The sequence below is a fragment of the Methylobacterium sp. 77 genome (assembly GCF_000372825.1).
In the GTDB taxonomy this organism is placed as follows: Bacteria; Pseudomonadota; Alphaproteobacteria; order Rhizobiales; family Beijerinckiaceae; genus Methylobacterium.
Window position 1 is genome coordinate 441,105 of sequence record NZ_KB910516.1, and the last position, 19,003, is coordinate 460,107.

Genomic DNA, 19,003 nt, shown 5'->3' on the forward strand with positions numbered 1-19,003 from the left:
AGTGAGGACGTCCGCGAACGGAACGTCGGGGGAAAAATCTGGTTTACGAAAAGCGACGGTCCGTACCGGATCGCTTGGCGCGACGCGGGTTCGATACGGGTTTCTCCTGCACAGTGCAAAGCCACACTGACAAGTGCGTGACGCTTCAATCAGTCGAGCGTCGAGAGCATAGCTGTTTTATCCCGCGCAAGGCAGTAAGGAGGAAAGCGCCGCGTTCGGATCGCATGAGAAAAATGATCCTGATTTGTGTCGCCGCACCGCTTTGCCGCAGTGCAGCAATTCTTCATAATAGGAACACAGGGGCGCGCCAAGTGCGGCGTGCCCTCCCACCCTTACAGCAGCGAATGGCCGTTCCATGAGCCAAGATTATGCGTTGCAGACCCCGCCCCATCTGAGTTCGGGCGCTCGGGCCGGCGCCACTGAACCTGAAGTCGCACCCGGCGACATCGCCGTCGGCGTGCTCATCGGACGGACGTCGGAATTCTTCGACTTCTTCGTCTTCGGCATCGCCTCGGTACTGATCTTTCCGAAGGTCTTCTTTCCCTTCGTGTCCCCGTTGGAAGGCACGCTCTACGCGTTCGCCCTTTTCGCCCTCGCCTTCGTCGCGCGGCCCATCGGAACGGTGATCTTCATGGAGATCGACCGACGGCACGGACGGGGCGTCAAGCTGACCGTCGCGCTGTTCCTGCTCGGTGGCTCCACCGTGTCGATCGCCTTCCTGCCGACCTATCACAGTATCGGCATGGCCTCGGTCTGGCTGCTCGCCGCCTTCCGGATCGGTCAGGGCCTCGCCCTCGGCGGCGCTTGGGACGGTCTCGCTTCGCTGCTGTCGATGAAGGCGCCGAGCAATCGCAAGGGCTGGTATGCGATGATCCCGCAGCTCGGCGCACCGATCGGGTTCGGGCTCGCCAGCGCGTTGTTCTCGTTCTTCCTCGCCAATCTGCCGATGGAAGACTTCCTGGATTGGGGTTGGCGCTATCCGTTCTACGTCGCCTTCGCGGTGAACGTGGTCGCGCTCTTCGCCCGGCTTCGCCTCGTCGCTACAGAGGAGTTCACTCAGCTTCTCGAGACCCGTGAACTCGCCCCGACTCCCGTCTGGGAGATGATTCGCGCCCAGGGACGAACCGTGCTCATCGGCGCCTTCGTGCCGCTGGCGAGCTTCGCCCTGTTCCACCTCGTCAGCATCTTCCCGATCAGCTGGATCACCCTGTTCACCAAACGCTCGGCCGGGGAATTCCTGCTGGTGCAGTTCGTCGGCTCCATCGTCTTCGCCGGTGCGATCGTGATCTCGGGGATTGTCGCGGATCAGGTCGGTCGCCGTCGACTGGTCGGCATATCCGCGAGCCTGATCGGCCTGTTCAGCCTCGCCAGCATCCTCGCACCGCTGCTCTTCGGCGACAGCGAGACCGGCCAGACGATCTACGTGCTGGTCGGCTTCGGCCTGCTCGGACTTTCCTACGGCCAGACTTCAGGCTCGGTGACGGAAAATCTCGGGACGCGCTACCGCTATACCGGAGCCGCGCTCACGTCCGACCTCGCCTGGTTGATCGGGGCCGGTTTCGCGCCGCTCGTGGCGCTCAGCCTGTCGAGCCGCTTCGGTCTGGCCTGGGTCGGCGTCTACCTGCTGTCCGGTGCCGTCGCGACGCTGATCGCACTCGCGATCAATCGGAAGGCCGCGACAGCCTGACCACGACGTGAGGGTCCGAACGAGAAAGGCCCGCATGCATGGCATGCGGGCCTTTCTCGTTTCCACCAGAATGAATCAGGCCTGCATGGGCTGGCGTGCCCCTGCCAAGCTCAACGGGCGTAGGGGCAAGCCGGTCCTCCGGTCGGGCCGAGGGCGAGGTCGCCCTGGCGCGGGGTGTTGAGAGCGAAAGGCTCCGTGCCCTCTCGCGGAAAGAAGCTGGGGCCGAGTTCGCGCTCGAAGAACCCGCGGCCGATTTCGAAATAGCAACGGTCCTGCACGGCAGTGACGGCGAAACTACGCTGGATGACGGGTTGTCCAAGGGCGACGCCTGCCCTCAAACCGACGCCGCAATAAGCCGAGACATCGACGGGAGCGGGCCCGTCGAGCCGGATCTTCCGTGACGTCCCGGGACGAACCGTCACGGCAGGACCGCCCGCCTGGCCCACGACCAGAGTCAATCTGGACCGATTGGCGACCTGCCGCAGGCATGACGCTTCCGCCAGGCCGACACCGGTCGCCAGGACCATGAATGAGGCGAGGCCCGCGAGGAGCGGCGTCGAGCGAATGGTCATGTCGGGAACTTCCACGTTGCTGGATTGCGAGCATCACTGAGTTGGAAACACCGCGGCGAAATCGATGTGCTCATCGATGAATTCCGCCTGGGTCGCCCGACGTTCCGCCGGTGCCGGGACCGCCCCCAGCGCCCGACGCTGCATCCGCACCTCCGACGGGAGTCTTACCGGTCAGTGCCTCAACGGAATCATCACGGGCCAAGAGAGCTGTGCCGATACCGGCCGGCGCTTCGATGTCCCGCGCAAGTACCGCCTCTGCCTGCAGCAGAACGAGGCAGGGTGTGAGGACGAAGGGTCTGACGATCATCGAACAAGGATCCGGAACGGCGAGCCATGCACGGATCAGAACTCTGCGCGGTTCAGTTCCGTTCAACCGATCAGGCCAAGCCGAATACGCAATGGCGCAGGCCGGCATGTTCACGAGGTATGAAGGGCTTTTTCCAGATCGCTTTTGGACATGGTCGAGCGACCTCGAATGTTCGCGGATTTGGCTTTCCGCATCAGCTCGGCTTTCGTCGCGCCGTTCTTGTCGCCCGAGGCTTTCCGGTGAGCGGGGGCGCCTGTCCTGGCGGAAGCCGATTTTTCGGCTACGTCCTTCGGCTGACTAGAGAACTGCTTGCCACGCTTGGCATCCGCGCGCTTCTTCTTCGTCGACCTGTCGTATTCTTCGTCCGTGAGGGAGTCCCGGGCCTTCTTCGGCAAATAGCGCTCGCCGGTCTCACCGCTGGGCTTGCCGGATTGCGTATCCCAGTCCTCGTTCGACCATTGAGTGAGGCTGTTGTCGTCGGACTTCTTTCCCTTGTAGCCGCCACCGGCCTCCTTGTAGGCCCTCGTCGCCGCCTGGGCCTTACGGGCGGACCATTGACCGGGCTTGCCGCCTTTGTCGGACGCGGTCACCTCCGACTTGACCCTGTCCCACAGTTTAGGATCGGTCTTTTCTGCGCTGGCTGCCATCGCTCCGGCCTTTGCTTGTTTCAATGCGGTCAACCGTCATCCGGAGGGGCCAGTTCCCGGCGAAAGACGTGTCATCAATCCGTGTGAAAACAAGGCGATACAGGGGCTGCGGCCATCGCGTGTCGAGGACCGCGACATTGACTTGAGAAGCCGGACCCTCCACCTCGCGGAGGCGCGTAGCGATGCTCCGCCATGCGAGACAAACAGGACATTTCGAATGAGCGAGAGCGGCGCGGCGAAGCCCACGGTTTTCATCGACGGAGAGGCCGGCACCACGGGCCTCGGCATTCGCGAACGCCTGGAGCGCGAGGGCCGTGTTGCCCTGAAGAGCATTCCACATGAGAGCCGCAAGGACGCCGAGGTCAAGCGCGCGCTTCTCGCCGGCGTGGATCTCGTCGTCCTATGCCTGCCGGACGATGCTGCGAAGGAGACCGTAGCCCTTGCCGACAGCCTCCCCCATGGAGGCCCGCGCATCCTCGATGCGAGTACCGCTCATCGGGTCAGCCCCGGCTGGATCTACGGGTTCGCCGAATTGAACTCCGATCAGGCGCAGGCGATTCGCCAGGCGCGGCGCGTCGCCAATCCCGGCTGCTATCCCACCGGGGCGATCGCCCTCTTGCGGCCCCTGGTCGATGCCGGATTGCTGCCATCCGACACGCCGATCAGCGTCAACGCGGTCAGCGGCTACAGCGGCGGCGGCAAGAGCATGATCGAAGATTACGAAGCCGGAACGGCACCGGCCTTCCAACTCTACGGGCTCGGCTTTGCTCATAAGCATCTGCCGGAACTGGAAACCTATGGCGGGCTGACCCGGCGGCCGATCTTCATCCCATCGGTCGCGAACTTCCGTCAGGGCATGCTGGTGAGCATCCCTCTCCACCTCGACACCCTCCCGGGACATCCGGACGCGGCAGCCTTGGAAGCGGCTCTGGCCGCCCATTATGCCGGGCAGGATCTGGTGAAGGTGGTCCCGACGGATCCGAGCGACAAGCCGGACGCCGAAGCTCTCAATGATACCGACCGGCTCGAGTTACGGGTCTATGGTTCGCCGGATCACGCACAGGCGCTTCTCGTTGCCCGCCTCGACAATCTCGGCAAGGGTGCATCGGGCGCGGCGGTGCAGAACATCGGACTCATGCTCGGCCTGAATTAGAATAGCGAATCGGATCGGGGCCGGGCTCCATGCCCTGATCTGTCGCGATCATGCGATCTCCTTCGGATCGACCTCGATCTGCCCGTCTCTTCTCATCGAAGATGATCGCGGCAGAACGTCGCGTCTGTAAATCCCACATGGCCTCGCGGGAGAGAGGCGCACCGCCAAGTTCGGCCTCTGGAATGATGATCCAGTTGCTCATTCGACGTGATCTCGCTGCATGGCCTCGAGGATAGGCTCCCCGATCGGGGAGCATTTTAGGCAGGTGCATCGAACTGGGGCGCTGGTCGTAAGGCCATCGACGAGACATCGTCGCGGCGGGAGCCAAGCGCAGCGTATGATCTTGGATGAGCGACGGTCTTGACCGCCACGGCGAATCTGGCAAATCCAGTCTTGCATAGTCTCGTAGTCTTCTCCCCAATGACGCGCTCTCGACTGTCCCCACGCGTATCGGTTGCATAATCACGGATCGATTGACGAGCCGGGATGGTTCGCCGATAAATATTTCGTCAGCCGATCTTCAAAACTATGAAGTCGCGGCCGCCTTTAGCAGGATGCCGGGCTGGGTAAGTCTTTCCAAATGTCTGATGTGGAGGCCTAGCCGGGCTCCTCATTCGGACGAGCCCGTCGCGTGAGCCATTCCGTTGTGTCTGATGCGTCTCGAGCGTTTGCTGAAGAAAGCGCCGCACGATGTTTCCGAGAGGATGTCGCCGAACAATCCCGTGGCGAGAATAACGGCGAACGTCAGCAACGCTCGATCGAACGGCCGATCACCGGACTGTGAATGCAATCTTTGGACATACCGACATATGACGCTTGAAGCTCGATAAAATCCCCTCTTGAGCCGCGATTCGAGCGGGTTCATCGTCAAGGATCGACTATTGAGTTCGTATTCTGCGTTTAAGGTCGATACAGGACTTTTGGATTATATCCCTCGCAGCGAGGATCGGACACTCGGTGTACGAGCCTCTCAACACGACGAATCGAGCGATCCCTGACGCAACGATCAGCGACCATCTCCATTGACCGACACCATTCTTGAGGAATTGGCTTACCGGGGCTTTGGCGTGAGAGGCGGCCCAATTTGTGGACCGAGCATTCCCGGTCGCTCTACTGCCCGCATGCCCCAGTGAGAGCGCAAAGGTGCATGATCACGTCGATCGTCCTCTCGCGATTCCCGTGCGGATTCACGTGCGAGTCGCGGTTGTCACCACTTTCGGCGACGACTAAACCCGACGTCAAAGTTGTATCCGTCCGGCTATGCTGAGCATGATGGTGATCGGATCGCCGGGACGCTTTCAGGACGGCGAAACATCGACAAACTCTGCTTTCCCCATAGCCCAAACGGGTGGGCCATCGCTGGATGTGGGTGCCGAAAATCGCGAACATCCGAAGCATTTGATCGAATGACCGGTAAAATACCAAAATTCGTTCGATAACATCTTGCGAGATGCGATAACTGAGCCTAGGCTTGTATAGAGTTCAACATAACCAAGCGATGGCTGAATATCATGAGTGATTCCGATACCGAGGCAGCACGCCTCATCACATTGGCGGCGGATATCGTCTCCGCTTATGTCAGCAACAATCACGTTCAGAGCGCGGAACTGCCTAAGCTTCTCAGTGATGTGCATGAGGCCATTCGCTCGGTGAGCACGAGCAGTGCCCCGGCTGCGGAGACCGGGCCGCCGAAGGCGACGGCGCAGGAAATCCGCCGTTCCGTGACATCCGATTACTTGGTCAGTTTCGAGGACGGAAAGCAGTATAAGACGCTGCGTCGCCATCTCACCCTGCGTGGGCTGACCCCGGAGCAGTACCGGGCCAAGTGGGGCCTCCAGCCCGATTACCCGATGACGTCGGCTGCCTATTCCGAACAGCGTTCGGAACTGGCTCGGGCCCTCGGTCTTGGCCAGCAGCGCCGCAAGACCGCAACGAAGGCCGTTCCGGAGGAAGTCGTCGCTCCGCCGGTCGAGGAAGCCGTCGTCGCTCCGCCTGAGAAGAAGCGTCGCGGTCCCCGCAAGAAGCAGGCTGCCTGAAACGGTTTCGACGAGGTCCGACCGGACGTCGTCTGTTCTATGCAGTCATCAGAATGAAGGCCCACTCCCCGGCAAGACTGCCGTGGAGTGGGCCTTTATTTGTGGGATACGACCCTCTCGATCACTTGCATGCACCGGGCTTGGCCTTTTTCGGCCTCATCCGAACAAATGTGGTGACCCGCCTCGCAGGCTCGCGAATGGATTCGGAAAGATCAGCGCCGGCCTCAGGAATTGTGACGACGCACAATTCCTGAGGCTTCATGAGGCGCTCGATCATCTCTCCAGATTAGCATTGTATTGATTCTGCTCCCGAGCCAGCTTCTCGTTCGACGCCAATGGACATGGGCCTGGCGCGCGCGTCGATCAGGAATTCGCTCCGGTGAAGCGCGCGCACAGGCTAGAGCATCTGGGTTGGATGCGCGAAACGAACCGCCGCACAGGCGTATTCGACAGCGCTTCGACACGTCGGAGCTCGGAAGAAACCGACCTACCCGGGCACAGGGCTAACAATGAGCTCTGACACTCGGCACCCAGTCCTGAGCGTCGGTGACGGGTAGTGAACAAACCTCGGCCTATCATCGGCAAGCGGACGCTCCGCTTCGATGTCATGCGGCTATTCACGAACTCGGTTTCCGGTCGGGAACGATCAACAATCCGACCAGGATGAAGGCGGGCACGAGCACGCACCAGAAGGACAAGGCGGCAATACCGAACGCCCCCGCCAGTGCGCCCGCCGCGAATGCCAGTACGGCGGACAGCGTGCGCCGCAGCCGGGTGCTGGCCTGATCACTGAGCCTCGCACCGCACAGGCGGTCGGTCAGGTCGATCACGGCCTGCGTGACGTTGACGGTCATCACGGTGGTTGCCGCCAAGTGGCCGATCACGAGACGCCCGATACCGTTCTGGATGCCCATCGCGGCAACCCCGAGCATGCCGACGCCGATCGCCCGCGCACCATCCGGTGAGCCGAGCGGCGACATGGCAGCGCCCACGATCGCAAAGGCGAACAGGACGGCCGCTTCGAGAGCCAGCAAGGGGCGCAGCGGCGACGATCCTCTCCGCTCAAGGGCCAGGGCGATCAGGCGCGTGGCGGCGACGGCCAGGATGAAGGTCGGCAGGGCGAGCAGCTTGGCGAGGACGCCGGTCGAGGTAGAAATCAACTCCGCACCGATCAGGACGAAGTTGCCGGTGACGTGGGCGGTGAAAAGGCCGGTCAGGGCGATGAAAGCGGCGGCGTCCACAAAGCCAGCGACGAAGGCGAGGCCGACGCCGATTGTGGTGTCTCTACTAGAGTGCGTGGACACGGTTCACTCGTCTCCTAACCATCCAACCCATCTACAGGTCGTCATCCACCAAACTGCTTGGAAGCGAACCTTCCGAGGGTCTGTATAGGGTGCAGGCTGTGTGAAAAAGCCGCGTTCAGCCGGAACAACGCATATTCGGGCGCATCAGATGGTGGCTGATACACCGCGGGCAGTTGCCCGGCAGTCCTCCCAAGAGTACTCCGAAGAAGAACCTTCTTCACCGACCAAAGACCTCGGCGTTTTCACACAGCCTCGGTCGGGAGCGGATGCAGGGTGCGGGTACCATCCGCAGATGTTGACCACTAAGTGATCTGCTTCGTCCCGCCGAGGAATGAAGCATTGGCATCGTTCGACGACGGGTCGACCAAACCTGCCCGCATCGCGAGCCAGACCAGATGCGCGTCGTTATCGGCGCCGATCTTCTGCTTGATCTCGTAATGGTAGTTGCGAACCGTCTTCAGGCTGAGGTTCAGCGCCTGCGCGATCGCCTCGTCCGTATTGCCCATCGCCAGCAGGCGAAGGATCTCGGTCTCGCGCGGTCCCAATGCGTCGAGGAGCGACGCGGGCGCTGAGACACGCTCGGCTGCCATGAGGTCCGCGATATCAGGACTCATCGCCCGCTCGTCGGCGAGGACAGCCTTCACCGCCCGCAGCAATTCGCGTGATCCGCTGACCTTGGAGACGTAACCGAGCGCGCCCGCTTCGAACGCCTTCAGCACGAAGGCGGAACCCTCGTGCATCGACACGACGAGGATGCGCGCAGCGCGATCCCATTGGCGGATGTGGCGCACCGCTTCCAGGCCGCCGGGACCCGGCAGATTGAGGTCCATGAGGACGAGAGTTGGGGCGTGGTGCTTGTAGAGTCGGTAGGCGTCGGCTGCATTCTCCGCATCCGCGACGACGTGAAAGCCCGGCTGGCGCTCGAGCAGGCGGCGATAGCCTTCGCGGACGACCGGATGGTCGTCGACGATGAGGACGGTGACGTCGTCGTTCACGCCGAAGCTCCCTGGATACTGGCCGAGCCGCTCGCGAGCGGCAGGGGGAGAGGGAGCGGCAGGGGCAGGGTAGCGATGAGCCGGATTCCGAGAGCGGCCCTCTCGATGACGAGGCTCCCGCCATGGGCCGCGACGCGCTCGCGCATGCCGAGGACGCCTTGCCCGGCCTCGGAGGTCAGACCCGACGGATGCCCGCCGCCATCATCCTCGACGGTCAGGCTCACCATGGCACCGGGCCGCGCTTCGGCACGCATCCAGACCGTGCGGGACCGGCCGTGGCGGATGGCGTTGGTCAGCCCCTCCTGGGCGATCCGGTAGAGCGTGATCCCGAGCGGCCCCGGCAGATCGTCGAGATCACCCTGGAGATCGATCCGGCAGGCGGGCCCCGCTCTGGTGCCGGTCTGTGCGGCAAGGCGGTGCAGACTGGCCGAAAAGCCGATCTCGGCGAGGTCCGGCGGGCGAAGATGGGCGAGGGCGGAACGGAGGCCCGCCATCATGCGCATGGTCGTGGCGACGATCATGCGGGCATCGGCGGCGATATCCGGGCGATCGTCCGAGCTCACCTCGATGGCGGTCGCCAGCGCTTCGGTCGCGGTCAGGCACTGGCCGAACTCGTCATGGAGATCGAGGGCGATGGCACGACGCTCCTCCTCCTGCACGGCGAAGAGGCGCCGCATCAGGCTGGCATGGTTGCTCCTGTTTTCCGCCAGTTGTCGGCCGAGGTCGTTCACCGCGCCGGCGATGCGATCGAACTCGGCGCTGCGGAAACGTGGGAGACGTCGCGCCTCCGATCCCCGCGCGAGCTGTCGCAACCGATCGACGATCATCCCGGCGGGCCACAAGGCCCAGCCGATCAGGATCGAGGCCAGGATCGCGATTCCGGCCGCCATGGCGGCCGCCACCCCCACCGAGACGCGCACCCTCTGCCAGGTCTGACGTAGCCCTGCATCGCCATCCGGCTTGGCGCTGACGAGGCCGGCCTCGCGGCCATTCACCAGCACGGCCCGCGTCACCGTCTCGTCCCGACCGAACAGGTGCTCCTGCAAGGCTCCGAACCAGGGCGGTGCGGGCGATCCCAGCCCGGCCCAGGCACCGCAGATCGGCGCGGCGCCTTCCCCCGCGACCGCTCCGGGCTCGGTCAGCCTGACTACCACGCAGACACCGGGGCCGATCATGTGCAACCAGCCTCTCAAGGTCGCGCTGGCCTTCGCCAGATCAGGCGGGATTGCGCTCCAGGCCGGCATTCCGGTGAAACGGGCATCCTGGCCGCGCCACATCAGCTCGTGCCATGCGCTGAACCGCAGATCGCGGACGACGCGCTCCGCCGAGGCTTCGGTTTCGGCACGGATGGCACGTCCGGTCTCGCGCATGACCCAGAGGCTCGCGGCACCGAGGCAGAGAAGCGTGACGATGAGGATACGCGCGATCAATCCCGCCAGCAGGCGCATCTCTCAGATCCTTCGAGAACTGGACCGGATGTGGCCGCGATCGGTACGCCGAAGGCAAGAGGTCCGAGCCCGCATCGGGCACCAAGCCCAGAATTCGGCGGATCCTTACCCCTGTCCCGAGCTGACACCCGTGATTCGCGCCGAGGTCACTTCCACCAGGCCTGTCACACCGGCACCCGGACGGAAGGCAGAGCAGCGCCCGGATTGTCTCCCGTAGGACGATGCGGCGCTCATTTAAAGAGCGCCGCCAGATAGCGAAGTGGATCTGCAGCCCGAGGTGGCTCCAGGAAAAGCGCTCCGATCCCAGATCGTTGTTCGGCAGCGGCAGAGCTTCGCGAGCCTGCCACGATCGAGCCCGCAATGGAGCAAAGTCGCTCGCGGAAACACCGTCGAAGGGGCAAAGCGCATGGCGGTGGAAAGCCTTGACCCGAACCCTGACCCGTGGCTTCTGGGGCGCGCGACGCCCCGACTCCGTAGCTCAGCTGGATAGAGCAGCCGCCTTCTAAGCGGCAGGTCGTTGGTTCGAGCCCAACCGGGGTCGCCACGCTCGCTTCCAAGACTGGCTTCGATACCGATCCGCGATGGTAGGCGCTCTCACTGCTCTGTTTGGGTTAGGCGAAAGCTCTACCTTGAGGTCGGATCCACGGTGGCGCAGGTCGCGCCTCCTTGACGACGGAGGCGCTTCTGCACGCGTCGAGACATCCCCGTGCAGCCGTCCTGACAAGAGGGGATGCTCCCGGGCGGCCGGGAGCATCGGCCTTAAACCTTAGTAGCCGAACCGCACATAGGGGCGGGGAGCGTAGGCGTAAGGGCGGTAATAGGGGCGGGCGTAGGGGCGATACCCGTAGCCGTAGCCATAAACCGGCACGGGACGCGGCGCATAATAGCCATAGGCGCGGGACGTGGCGCGGCATCCATAGGCGGAGGGATAGTAGCCGTACCCGCAACCGCCGGCAGCCTCGGCCGTCGTGGTGGTGGCGGCGGCCATCGTCAGGCCGCCGATGACGGCGCCGATGAGGCCGAAAGTCTTCACATGCTTCATGACACGAACTCCAGATCGCGTCCCGTCGGGATTAAAGCTTGACCCCGGGGCGTGCTGCATCAAGACACCCGATCGCTGAACGAATTCTGACTGTTTCCCGTTGCGGATGAGGCGCCGACGCAAGCGAGCTTGAGCGCGCGATTTCGTGATTGATAAAGCGTGACCGGGAGACGCGACCGCAGCTGGAGCGACGACCTCCATTGCGACGGGGCGGGTTGACGTGAGGGCCGATTAGGCTCTCCTCGCCTGCCCCTTCGACAGCCTGGAAACCCGCCATGACAGACCTCAAGACCCTGCGCGATGTCTCCGGTCTGAGCCCCCTACCGGCTCGGCTTCAAGGCTCCGCTCTGATCATGATCGACCTGCAGAACACCTATCGCGAGGGCATCATGCGCCTCGAACAGGTGGAGCCCGCTCTTCGCTCCGCGCGGGAACTCCTGGGCCGGGCGCGAGATGCCGGCATCCCCATTTTCCACATCCAGCACGATGCCGGACCCGGTTCGCCCTACGACATCTCGGCCGCCATCGGCCGGATCAGCGACGAGGTCGCGCCGCAGGGCGACGAGACGGTCATCGTCAAGAACTACCCGAACGCCTTCGTCGGCACCGACCTGCAGAAGCATCTCGAGGAGGCCGGCGTGAAATCGGTGCTGCTCGCCGGGTTCATGACGCATATGTGCATCAATTCGACGGCACGCGGCGCCTTCAACCTCGGCTTCAGCCCGACCGTGGTGGCCTCCACCACCGCCACCCGTGCCTTGCCCGGCCTCGACAGCTCGGTGGTGCCCGCCTCTGCGCTGCAGGCCGCGAGCCTCGCGACGCTCGGCGATCTCTTCGCCGTGATCGCGCCGAACGTGGCCGACATCGCGGACTGAGCTGTTCCGACGGCCGGAGATCCCGGACCCCGGAGAACCCGAGCGCCCTGGCGATACGGGCACGCTCCGGGAACGTGTGCGGCGCATCATCGTTCGGCTTCTGAAGCAGGAGCTCGGGCCATGAAAATCGAAAACGTCGCGGATCTCGTCGTCGAAACGCTGCAACAGGTGGGCGTCAAGCGGATCTACGGCGTCGTCGGCGACAGCCTCAACGCACTCACCGAGTCGATCCGCGCGCGCGGGGTGATCGATTGGGTGCATGTGCGCCACGAGGAGGTCGGCGCCTTCGCGGCCGGCGCGGAAAGTCAGCTCACCGGGCAGATCGCGGTCTGTGCCGGCTCCTGTGGCCCCGGCCATGTCCATCTCATCAACGGGCTGTTCGATTGCCACCGGAGCCGGACCCCGGTCCTGGCCATCGCCGCGCATATCCCCTCGGTCGAAATCGGCTCGGGTTACTTCCAGGAGACCGACCCGAAAGCCCTGTTCGCCCAATGCAGCCATTATTGCGAACTCGTCTCGGACCCGTCGCAACTACCTTTCGTCCTCGAGAACGCCATGCGCGCCGCCATCGGTCAGGGCGGCGTCGCCGTCGTGATCATTCCCGGCGACGTGGCTCTGAAGGATGCGCCTGTCCGCGCCGTCTCTCCCAATGCCGGCCTCATCCCGCCCAAGCCGATGGTCCGACCGGCGGAGGCGGAGCTCAACGCTCTGGCCGAACTCCTCGACGGCTCATCCAAGATCACGCTTCTCTGCGGTCGTGGCTGTGCCGGGGCCCATGCCGAATTGTTGCAGCTCGCCGAGGCTCTGAAGAGCCCGATCGTCCATGCACTCGGCGGCAAGGAACATGTCGAATACGACAACCCCTACGATGTCGGGATGACCGGCCTCATCGGATTCTCCTCCGGCTACGCGGCGATGCATTCCTGCGACACGCTGCTGATGCTGGGCACCGACTTTCCCTACAAGCAATTCTATCCGGCCAATGCCAAGGTGGCGCAGGTCGATCTGCGGCCGCACCAGCTCGGCCGGCGGACGAAGCTCGATCTCGGCCTCGTCGGCGACGTGCGCGACACCATCACTGCTCTGCTGCCGAAGCTCGGCGTGAAATCCGATAGGTCGTGGCTCGATTCCAGCCTTAAGCACTATGCCAAGGCCCGTGAGGATCTCGACGATCTCGCCACCGGCGCGCCGACCAAGGGCTGGTTCGGCCTGTCATCCGCCAAAAGCCCGATCCACCCGCAATACCTCACCAAGCTCGTGAGCGAGGCGGCGGCGGACGATACGATCTTCACTGCAGATGTCGGCACGCCGACGATCTGGGCCGCACGTTACCTCAAGATGAACGGCAAGCGCCGGCTTCTCGGCTCATGGGTCCACGGGTCCATGGCCAATGCCATGGCACAGGGCATCGGCGCGCAGGCGGCCTGTCCCGGCCGACAGGTCGTGTCCCTGTCGGGCGATGGCGGATTCACGATGCTGATGGGAGACCTACTGACCCTGCGGCAGGAAAAGCTGCCGCTCAAGGTCGTGATCTACAACAACGGCTCGCTCGGCTTCGTCGAGATGGAGATGAAGGCCGCCGGGTATCTCGAGACCGGCGTCGCCCTCGACAACCCGGATTTTGCCGCCATGGCCCGTGCCGTCGGCCTCCACGCCGTGCGGGTGGAAGACCCGGCCGAACTGGAGAGCGCGATCCGCGACGTGCTGGCCCATGACGGTCCGGCGGTGCTGGACGTGGTGGTAAACCGCCAGGAACTCTCGATCCCTCCGAAGATCGACGGTCAGCAGGTGAAGGGCTTCAGCCTGTACCTGTTGCGCGCGGTGATGAGCGGGCGTGGCGATTCGGTGCTCGATCTCGCCAAGACGAACATCATCCGGTAGACGAAGATGGACCTTCGAACGTATCCAAACTGAACAACGATGCGGCATCCGGGCGTCGGGGCTGCCGCATCCCAGGAGAGAAGACCGGTTTCCATGCGCATCGGACTGTTCGTGCCGTGCTACGTCGACGCTTTCGAGCCTGAAGTCGGTATCGCGACGCTGGAATTGCTGGAACGCTTCGGCCTCGACGTCAGCTATCCTTTCGACCAGACCTGCTGCGGCCAGCCGATGACCAATACCGGCTGCCACGCCGAAGCCGCCGCCACGGAAGCTCTTTTCGTCAAGAACTTCGCCCCGTTCGACTACGTCGTCGCCCCCTCCGGCTCCTGCGTGCATCAGGTGCGCGAGCACCTCACCGCGATCCCCCAGACCGACGAGGTCAAGGCGGTGCGAAGCAAGACCTTCGAACTGGTGGAGTTCCTCCACGATATACTGAAGGTCGATGCGTTTCCCTGGGCCGAGTTCCCGCACAAGGTCGGCTACCATTCGAACTGCAACGCCCTGCGCGGCATCCATCACGCGCGGCCGTCCGAGCTCAACAAGCCGGCCTTTTCGAAGCCCCTCGGCCTCCTGGCCAAGGTGAAGGGCATCGAGATCGTCACGCCGGCGCGGCCGGACGAATGCTGCGGCTTCGGCGGAACGTTCAGCGTGTTCGAGCCGGCCGTGTCGGCCAAGATGGGCTACGACAAGGTGAGCGATCACAGCCGTGCGGGGGCAGAATACGTCGTCTCGTCCGATTCCTCCTGCATGATGCATCAGAAGGGCTGTGCCGCCCGGATCGGCGTACCGCTCAAGTTCATCCACATCGCCCGCATCCTCAATGGAGTCTCGGCATGAATGCTAAGGAGGAGAGCGAGGCCGGCGGCCGACTGATCCATCCCGAGGTCGCGAAGTCCGACGACGAGAGCGAGCGCGGCCAGGACGGTCGCCGCCTCGACCATGCCGAGGGCACGACGCGGCCGATCGGCGCGGAGCCCAGGGCGAAGGCCGCTCGCGAGGCTCAGCCGCGCGGCGCCAAGATCCGGGGCAACCGCCCGATCGATCAGGCTGAGGCCGCCGAACGCTTCCTCGCCGCTCCGCTTCACCAGAAGGCCCACGACGAACGTCTCTGGGACCTGCGCAGGAAGCGCGATACCGCCGCCTTCGGCATCCCGGAATGGGAAGAGCTGCGCGACCTCGCCTCGCAGATCAAGGCGCACACGCTCTCGAATCTCGACAGGTATCTCGAAGAATTCGAGGCGAATGCGAAGGCCAACGGCGTCCACGTCCATTGGGCGGCGGACGGGGCCGAGCATAATCGGATCGTCCACGGCATACTCAAGGATCACGGCGCCAGGACCCTGATCAAGTCGAAATCGATGCTCACCGAGGAATGCGGGTTCCGCCACTACATGGCCGGAACCGGGATCGAGGTGATCGAGACCGATCTCGGCGAGCGCATCCAGCAGCTCGACAACGAAGAGCCGAGCCACGTGGTGGTGCCGGCGGTGCACAAGACCCGGTTCGACGTGGCCGCGGTCTTCGCCAAGACCATGGGCACCGACCCGGAGAACGACGACGCCCATTACCTGGCCGAGAGCCAGCGCATGCATACGCGGCCCCTCATCCTTGACGCGGATGCGGGCATGACCGGCTGCAACTTCGCCATCGCCGAGACCGGCACGGTGGTGACCTGCACCAATGAGGGCAATGCCGACCTCTCGGGCAACGTCCCGAAGCTCCAGATCCATTCCATCGGCATCGAGAAGCTGATCCCTCGGATCGAGCATCTCGGCGTGTTCCTGCGCCTGCTGGCGCGCTCGGCGCTCGGCTCGCCGATCACCCAATACACCTCGCATTTCCGGGGGCCTCGCAAGGGCAGCGAGATGCATATGGTACTGGTCGATAACGGTCGCTCCGAGCGGCTCGGGATGGAGGAGTTCTGGACCTCGCTGAAATGCATCCGCTGCGGCGCCTGCATGAACACCTGTCCGGTCTACCGGCGCAGCGGCGGCCTCTCCTACGGTGCCACGTATTCCGGCCCGATCGGCCTCATCATCGACCCGACTTTCAACAAGCGGAAATACTCCACCCTGCCGTTCTCCTCGACCATGAACGGCAGTTGCACCAATGTCTGCCCGGTGAAGATCAACATTCACGAGCAGATCTTCGCCTGGCGCAAGGTGCTGGCGGAGGAGCACCAGATCCCGCTCCTGAAACAGGGGATGATGAAGGCGGCGGGACAGGTTCTGAGCCGGCCGGCCACCTACCGCGCGGCCATCGGAGCGGCCGATTCCGCTCTGAAGGTGCTGCCGCGCTTTGCGGTCTACAACCCGCTCAATACCTGGGGGAAGGGCCGTGAGATGCCCGACACCCCGCGCCAGAGCTTCCACGCCTGGTACAAGCAGAACCGGATGGATCCGGCCAGGACCGGGAAGACGGAGAAGGGCGACGTCGAATGAGCGCCCGCGACGAGACCCTCGCCCGCATCGCCAGAAACCGCCCCAAGGGCGATTATCCGCTTCCCCCGATACCGGATTTCACGCCCCTGGTCGGCGACGACCTCGTGGCGGAATTCGGCGAGCGCCTGAAGCGCATGGGCGGACGGATCGGCTCGCCGGAAGACGGGGATGCCTTCGCCTCCGTGCGCGAGCGACTGGCATCCGCACAGGTCATCGCCTCCGCGGTGCCCGAAATCGCCGGCAACCGCGACCTCTCGCAGGTCGCATTGCCCAAGGATCTCGCCGACGTGGATGTCGCCATCGTCCGCGCGGTGTTCGGAGTTGCTGAGACCGGGTCCGTCCTCTTCACCGAGGAAGAGCTCCGGGTGAATTCGGTGGCGTACCTCGCCCAGCATCTCGTCGTCCTGCTCGATCCGGCCGACATCCTCGTCAACATCCAGGCGGCCTACCGCCGACCCGACTTCGCGTCCGCCGCCTATGCCGTGCTGCATACCGGCCCCTCGGCGACGGCCGATATCGAAGGGGTGCTGATCCATGGGGCGCAAGGCGTGCGCTCACTGACCGTGATCCTGCTCCCGCGTTCGTGACGGGAATGGACGCCAGGATCGGACACGAGACGCGGAGAGGGGCGCCGTGCATGGATATGTTCGCCAGAAGCGACAAAGCTTAGCCTCCACCGGAGGATCTTTGTGGCTGTGGCGGGCGTAATCCTTGCTAGGTCTTCGGCAACGGAGGAAGGAGCTTCCATGCGCTACACGCTCGGCTGCAGTCTGTCTTATAACATACTGTCGGATACGACCTTCATCTTCAATATCGAGGTGGCTCGTCTCAAGAGCCTCGAGATTCTCAGCGAGACGCTGACGCTCAAGCCGGACCTGAAGCGCGAGGTCTACATCTCGCCCGACCTGCAGAACCGCTATCTCGGGGTGAATGTCCCCGCCGGCCAGTTTTCGCTGGAATACAATGCCGAGGTCGAACTCACCGTTCACCGGGCCGATCCCGCGACGATCAACGAGACGCCGATCGGCCAGCTTCCCCTCGATATCCTGCCTTTCCTGCTGCCCAGCCGCTTCGTCTCGTCCGACCGGCTGACGCCCTTCGCGCAGGCCGAGTTCGGCGCGCTTCCCAAGGGACATCAGCGGGTCAACGCGATCTGCAACTGGATTCACGATCATCTGACCTACCAGCCCGGCACCAGCGACGGCGAGACCACCGCCGACGAGAGCCTGCTCAAACGCGCTGGGGTCTGCCGCGATTTCGCGCATATCGGCACGGCCTTCTGCCGCGCGTTGGGCATCCCCGCCCGTTTCGTCAGCTGCTACGCCCACGGCCTCGTGCCGAGCGATTTCCACGCGGTGTTCGAAGCCTATCTCGACGGCCGCTGGTGGCTCTTCGACGCCACGCGCCAGGCCGATCTCGACGGGTTGGTGCGCATCGGTGTCGGTCGGGATGCGGCCGAGATCGCGTTCTCGACGCCTTACGGCAACATGCAGCCGGTCAACCAGCAGATCCGCATCGCGCGCTCGGACGGTCTCGGCAGCCCACCCCAGCGGACGGTGGACGCGATCTCGACGGAGTTGCCGGCCCCGCATGCAGGAGCGGCCTGACGACGCCTTCGCGCGACCCGGGTCCCTGCGGCCGGGCAGGGCCCCGGGCCATGGGCCGACAGGATCCTGTGATCCCGGTCCGGCCCACTCTCGCGAGGAAGGACAGGAGCTTTTCTCTGCTCGTTCGACTGTGCGTAATCCCGCAGCGATTGAATTTGCCGTCGCTTTTTCAATCCGAAGGTAAATCGATCGGCTATAGCTCGCCTCGTCCGATACAGACATCACGGAACGAGGCACGATGGCAGCTGCTCTTCAGACGCGTGGATCCACATCTGCGGCCTACCGCGCGGCATTTCGGGCGGTCGGATCGCTGCGGCGCGAGACGGCGTTCGTCACCTTCGTCCTGATCGTCCAGTTGCTCCTCACCGCTCGCTTGGGCGGCCCTGGGAACGCGACCGGGTCTCTGTCGAACGTTCTGCTCGACATCGCCGTCACCATCCTGCTCGTCCCCTACACGATGGCGATCTATCGCCATGCATTGGGCCTGCGGTCGCTGAGCATGTGGGCTCTGCTCGGAGAGGCGATACGGCGCAAGGATCTCGTCGCCTATCACCTCGGCTGGTATCTGCTCGGCATCCCCTGGACACGGGGCGTGGCCTATCTCCCGTCGGGACTCGGTCTTCTGATCCTTCCGGCCTTCTTTCTCGTCACCATCTGGCTTACGTGCCGCCTCTTCCCCGTGGGCCCGGCCCTCGCGATCGAGGGTCTAGAAATCACGGCCAGGGACGCGTTTCGCGCGACCGCCGGTCAGGTCTGGACCATCGTTTCCATCGGATTCCGAGCGGCGGCCCCGCTCGTGGCGATCGCGCTCCTCCTGGCCGCTCTGATCATCGCGACGAATGGTCGGACGGCGCCGCCCGTGATCCTCGGTGGAACCCTGATCCTGCTCTTCAGCGTATTCGGCCTCGTCCTCCGCTCCGTCCTCGAAGCGCAGATCTTTCACGCGCTCGGACTTTTCAGCCCGGGCCGGGAGGTGGAATAAAGATCTGGCCGGGTGGCTCGATTTTC

The 19,003-nt window shown here is 63.9% G+C and carries 16 protein-coding genes and 1 tRNA gene; 11 read left to right on the forward strand and 6 right to left on the reverse strand.

Translation table 11 applies throughout. The features are described 5' to 3' along the window. The first annotated feature begins 355 nt into the window (after nt 1–355). Nucleotides 356–1,687 carry an MFS transporter gene (locus tag A3OK_RS0102050; protein WP_019903268.1) on the forward strand — a complete coding sequence of 444 codons (1,332 nt, stop codon included), beginning with the start codon at nt 356–358 and terminating at the stop codon, nt 1,685–1,687. A gap of 110 nt (nt 1,688–1,797) precedes the next feature. Here A3OK_RS0102050 and A3OK_RS0102055 read toward each other — a convergent pair whose 3' ends face one another. Both A3OK_RS0102055 and A3OK_RS0102065 read right to left on the reverse strand, forming a co-directional pair. After that, nucleotides 1,798–2,259 carry a hypothetical protein gene (locus A3OK_RS0102055; RefSeq protein ID WP_019903269.1) on the reverse strand — a complete coding sequence of 154 codons (462 nt, stop codon included), beginning with the start codon at nt 2,257–2,259 and terminating at the stop codon, nt 1,798–1,800. A gap of 417 nt (nt 2,260–2,676) precedes the next feature. Next, nucleotides 2,677–3,213, reverse strand: a complete 537-nt coding sequence (locus tag A3OK_RS0102065) for a DUF5872 domain-containing protein (protein ID WP_026596843.1) — start codon at nt 3,211–3,213, stop codon at nt 2,677–2,679. Between the two features lie 217 nt (nt 3,214–3,430). On the opposite strand from A3OK_RS0102065, the gene argC reads away from it, so the two are divergent. Next, on the forward strand, nt 3,431–4,366 hold the full coding sequence (gene argC / locus A3OK_RS0102070) for an N-acetyl-gamma-glutamyl-phosphate reductase (RefSeq protein ID WP_019903272.1): 936 nt from the start codon (nt 3,431–3,433) through the stop codon (nt 4,364–4,366). Nucleotides 4,367–5,877: 1,511 nt separating this feature from the next. Next, the gene (locus A3OK_RS0102075; RefSeq protein ID WP_019903273.1) at nt 5,878–6,402 is read left to right on the forward strand and encodes a MucR family transcriptional regulator; all 525 of its coding nucleotides are present in this window, start codon (nt 5,878–5,880) and stop codon (nt 6,400–6,402) included. Nucleotides 6,403–7,019: 617 nt separating this feature from the next. On the opposite strand, the gene A3OK_RS0102080 is transcribed toward A3OK_RS0102075, so the two are convergent. The 3 genes from A3OK_RS0102080 to A3OK_RS0102090 all read right to left on the reverse strand — a co-directional run bounded on the left by A3OK_RS0102080 (nt 7,020) and on the right by A3OK_RS0102090 (nt 10,149). Next, nucleotides 7,020–7,706 (reverse strand): YoaK family protein, encoded by a 687-nt coding sequence (locus A3OK_RS0102080; protein ID WP_036302096.1) that lies wholly within the window; start codon nt 7,704–7,706, stop codon nt 7,020–7,022. Nucleotides 7,707–8,008: 302 nt separating this feature from the next. Further along, complete coding sequence (locus A3OK_RS0102085) at nt 8,009–8,701, reverse strand: response regulator transcription factor (protein ID WP_019903275.1); 693 nt, start codon at nt 8,699–8,701, stop codon at nt 8,009–8,011. After that, complete coding sequence (locus A3OK_RS0102090; protein WP_019903276.1) at nt 8,698–10,149, reverse strand: histidine kinase; 1,452 nt, start codon at nt 10,147–10,149, stop codon at nt 8,698–8,700. Before A3OK_RS0102090 ends, A3OK_RS0102085 begins: the two co-directional genes overlap by 4 nt. Before the next feature lie 467 nt (nt 10,150–10,616). On the opposite strand from A3OK_RS0102090, the gene A3OK_RS0102095 reads away from it, so the two are divergent. Then, nucleotides 10,617–10,693 (forward strand) — tRNA-Arg (locus A3OK_RS0102095). A 222-nt stretch (nt 10,694–10,915) separates the two neighbouring features. On the opposite strand, the gene A3OK_RS0102100 is transcribed toward A3OK_RS0102095, so the two are convergent. Continuing rightward, on the reverse strand, nt 10,916–11,191 hold the full coding sequence (locus A3OK_RS0102100) for a hypothetical protein (RefSeq protein ID WP_019903277.1): 276 nt from the start codon (nt 11,189–11,191) through the stop codon (nt 10,916–10,918). 275 nt (nt 11,192–11,466) lie between these two features. Between A3OK_RS0102100 and A3OK_RS0102105 the strand changes: the two genes are divergently transcribed. The 7 genes from A3OK_RS0102105 (at nt 11,467) to A3OK_RS0102135 (ending at nt 18,977) form a co-directional block, all read left to right on the forward strand. Further along, nucleotides 11,467–12,066, forward strand: a complete 600-nt coding sequence (locus A3OK_RS0102105; protein ID WP_019903278.1) for an isochorismatase family protein — start codon at nt 11,467–11,469, stop codon at nt 12,064–12,066. A gap of 120 nt (nt 12,067–12,186) precedes the next feature. Further along, nucleotides 12,187–13,947, forward strand: a complete 1,761-nt coding sequence (gene poxB / locus A3OK_RS0102110) for a ubiquinone-dependent pyruvate dehydrogenase (protein WP_019903279.1) — start codon at nt 12,187–12,189, stop codon at nt 13,945–13,947. A 93-nt stretch (nt 13,948–14,040) separates the two neighbouring features. Beyond that, nucleotides 14,041–14,784 carry a (Fe-S)-binding protein gene (locus A3OK_RS0102115; protein WP_019903280.1) on the forward strand — a complete coding sequence of 248 codons (744 nt, stop codon included), beginning with the start codon at nt 14,041–14,043 and terminating at the stop codon, nt 14,782–14,784. Further along, nucleotides 14,781–16,388 (forward strand): lactate utilization protein B, encoded by a 1,608-nt coding sequence (locus A3OK_RS0102120; protein WP_019903281.1) that lies wholly within the window; start codon nt 14,781–14,783, stop codon nt 16,386–16,388. The genes A3OK_RS0102115 and A3OK_RS0102120 overlap by 4 nt, the downstream gene beginning before the upstream one ends. Next, entirely contained in the window at nt 16,385–16,975 is a 591-nt protein-coding gene (locus A3OK_RS0102125; RefSeq protein WP_019903282.1) for an LUD domain-containing protein, read from the forward strand. Before A3OK_RS0102120 ends, A3OK_RS0102125 begins: the two co-directional genes overlap by 4 nt. 159 nt (nt 16,976–17,134) lie before the next feature. Next, entirely contained in the window at nt 17,135–17,995 is an 861-nt protein-coding gene (locus A3OK_RS0102130; RefSeq protein ID WP_019903283.1) for a transglutaminase family protein, read from the forward strand. 238 nt (nt 17,996–18,233) lie between these two features. Continuing rightward, nucleotides 18,234–18,977, forward strand: a complete 744-nt coding sequence (locus A3OK_RS0102135; protein ID WP_019903284.1) for a hypothetical protein — start codon at nt 18,234–18,236, stop codon at nt 18,975–18,977. Nucleotides 18,978–19,003 lie beyond the last annotated feature (26 nt).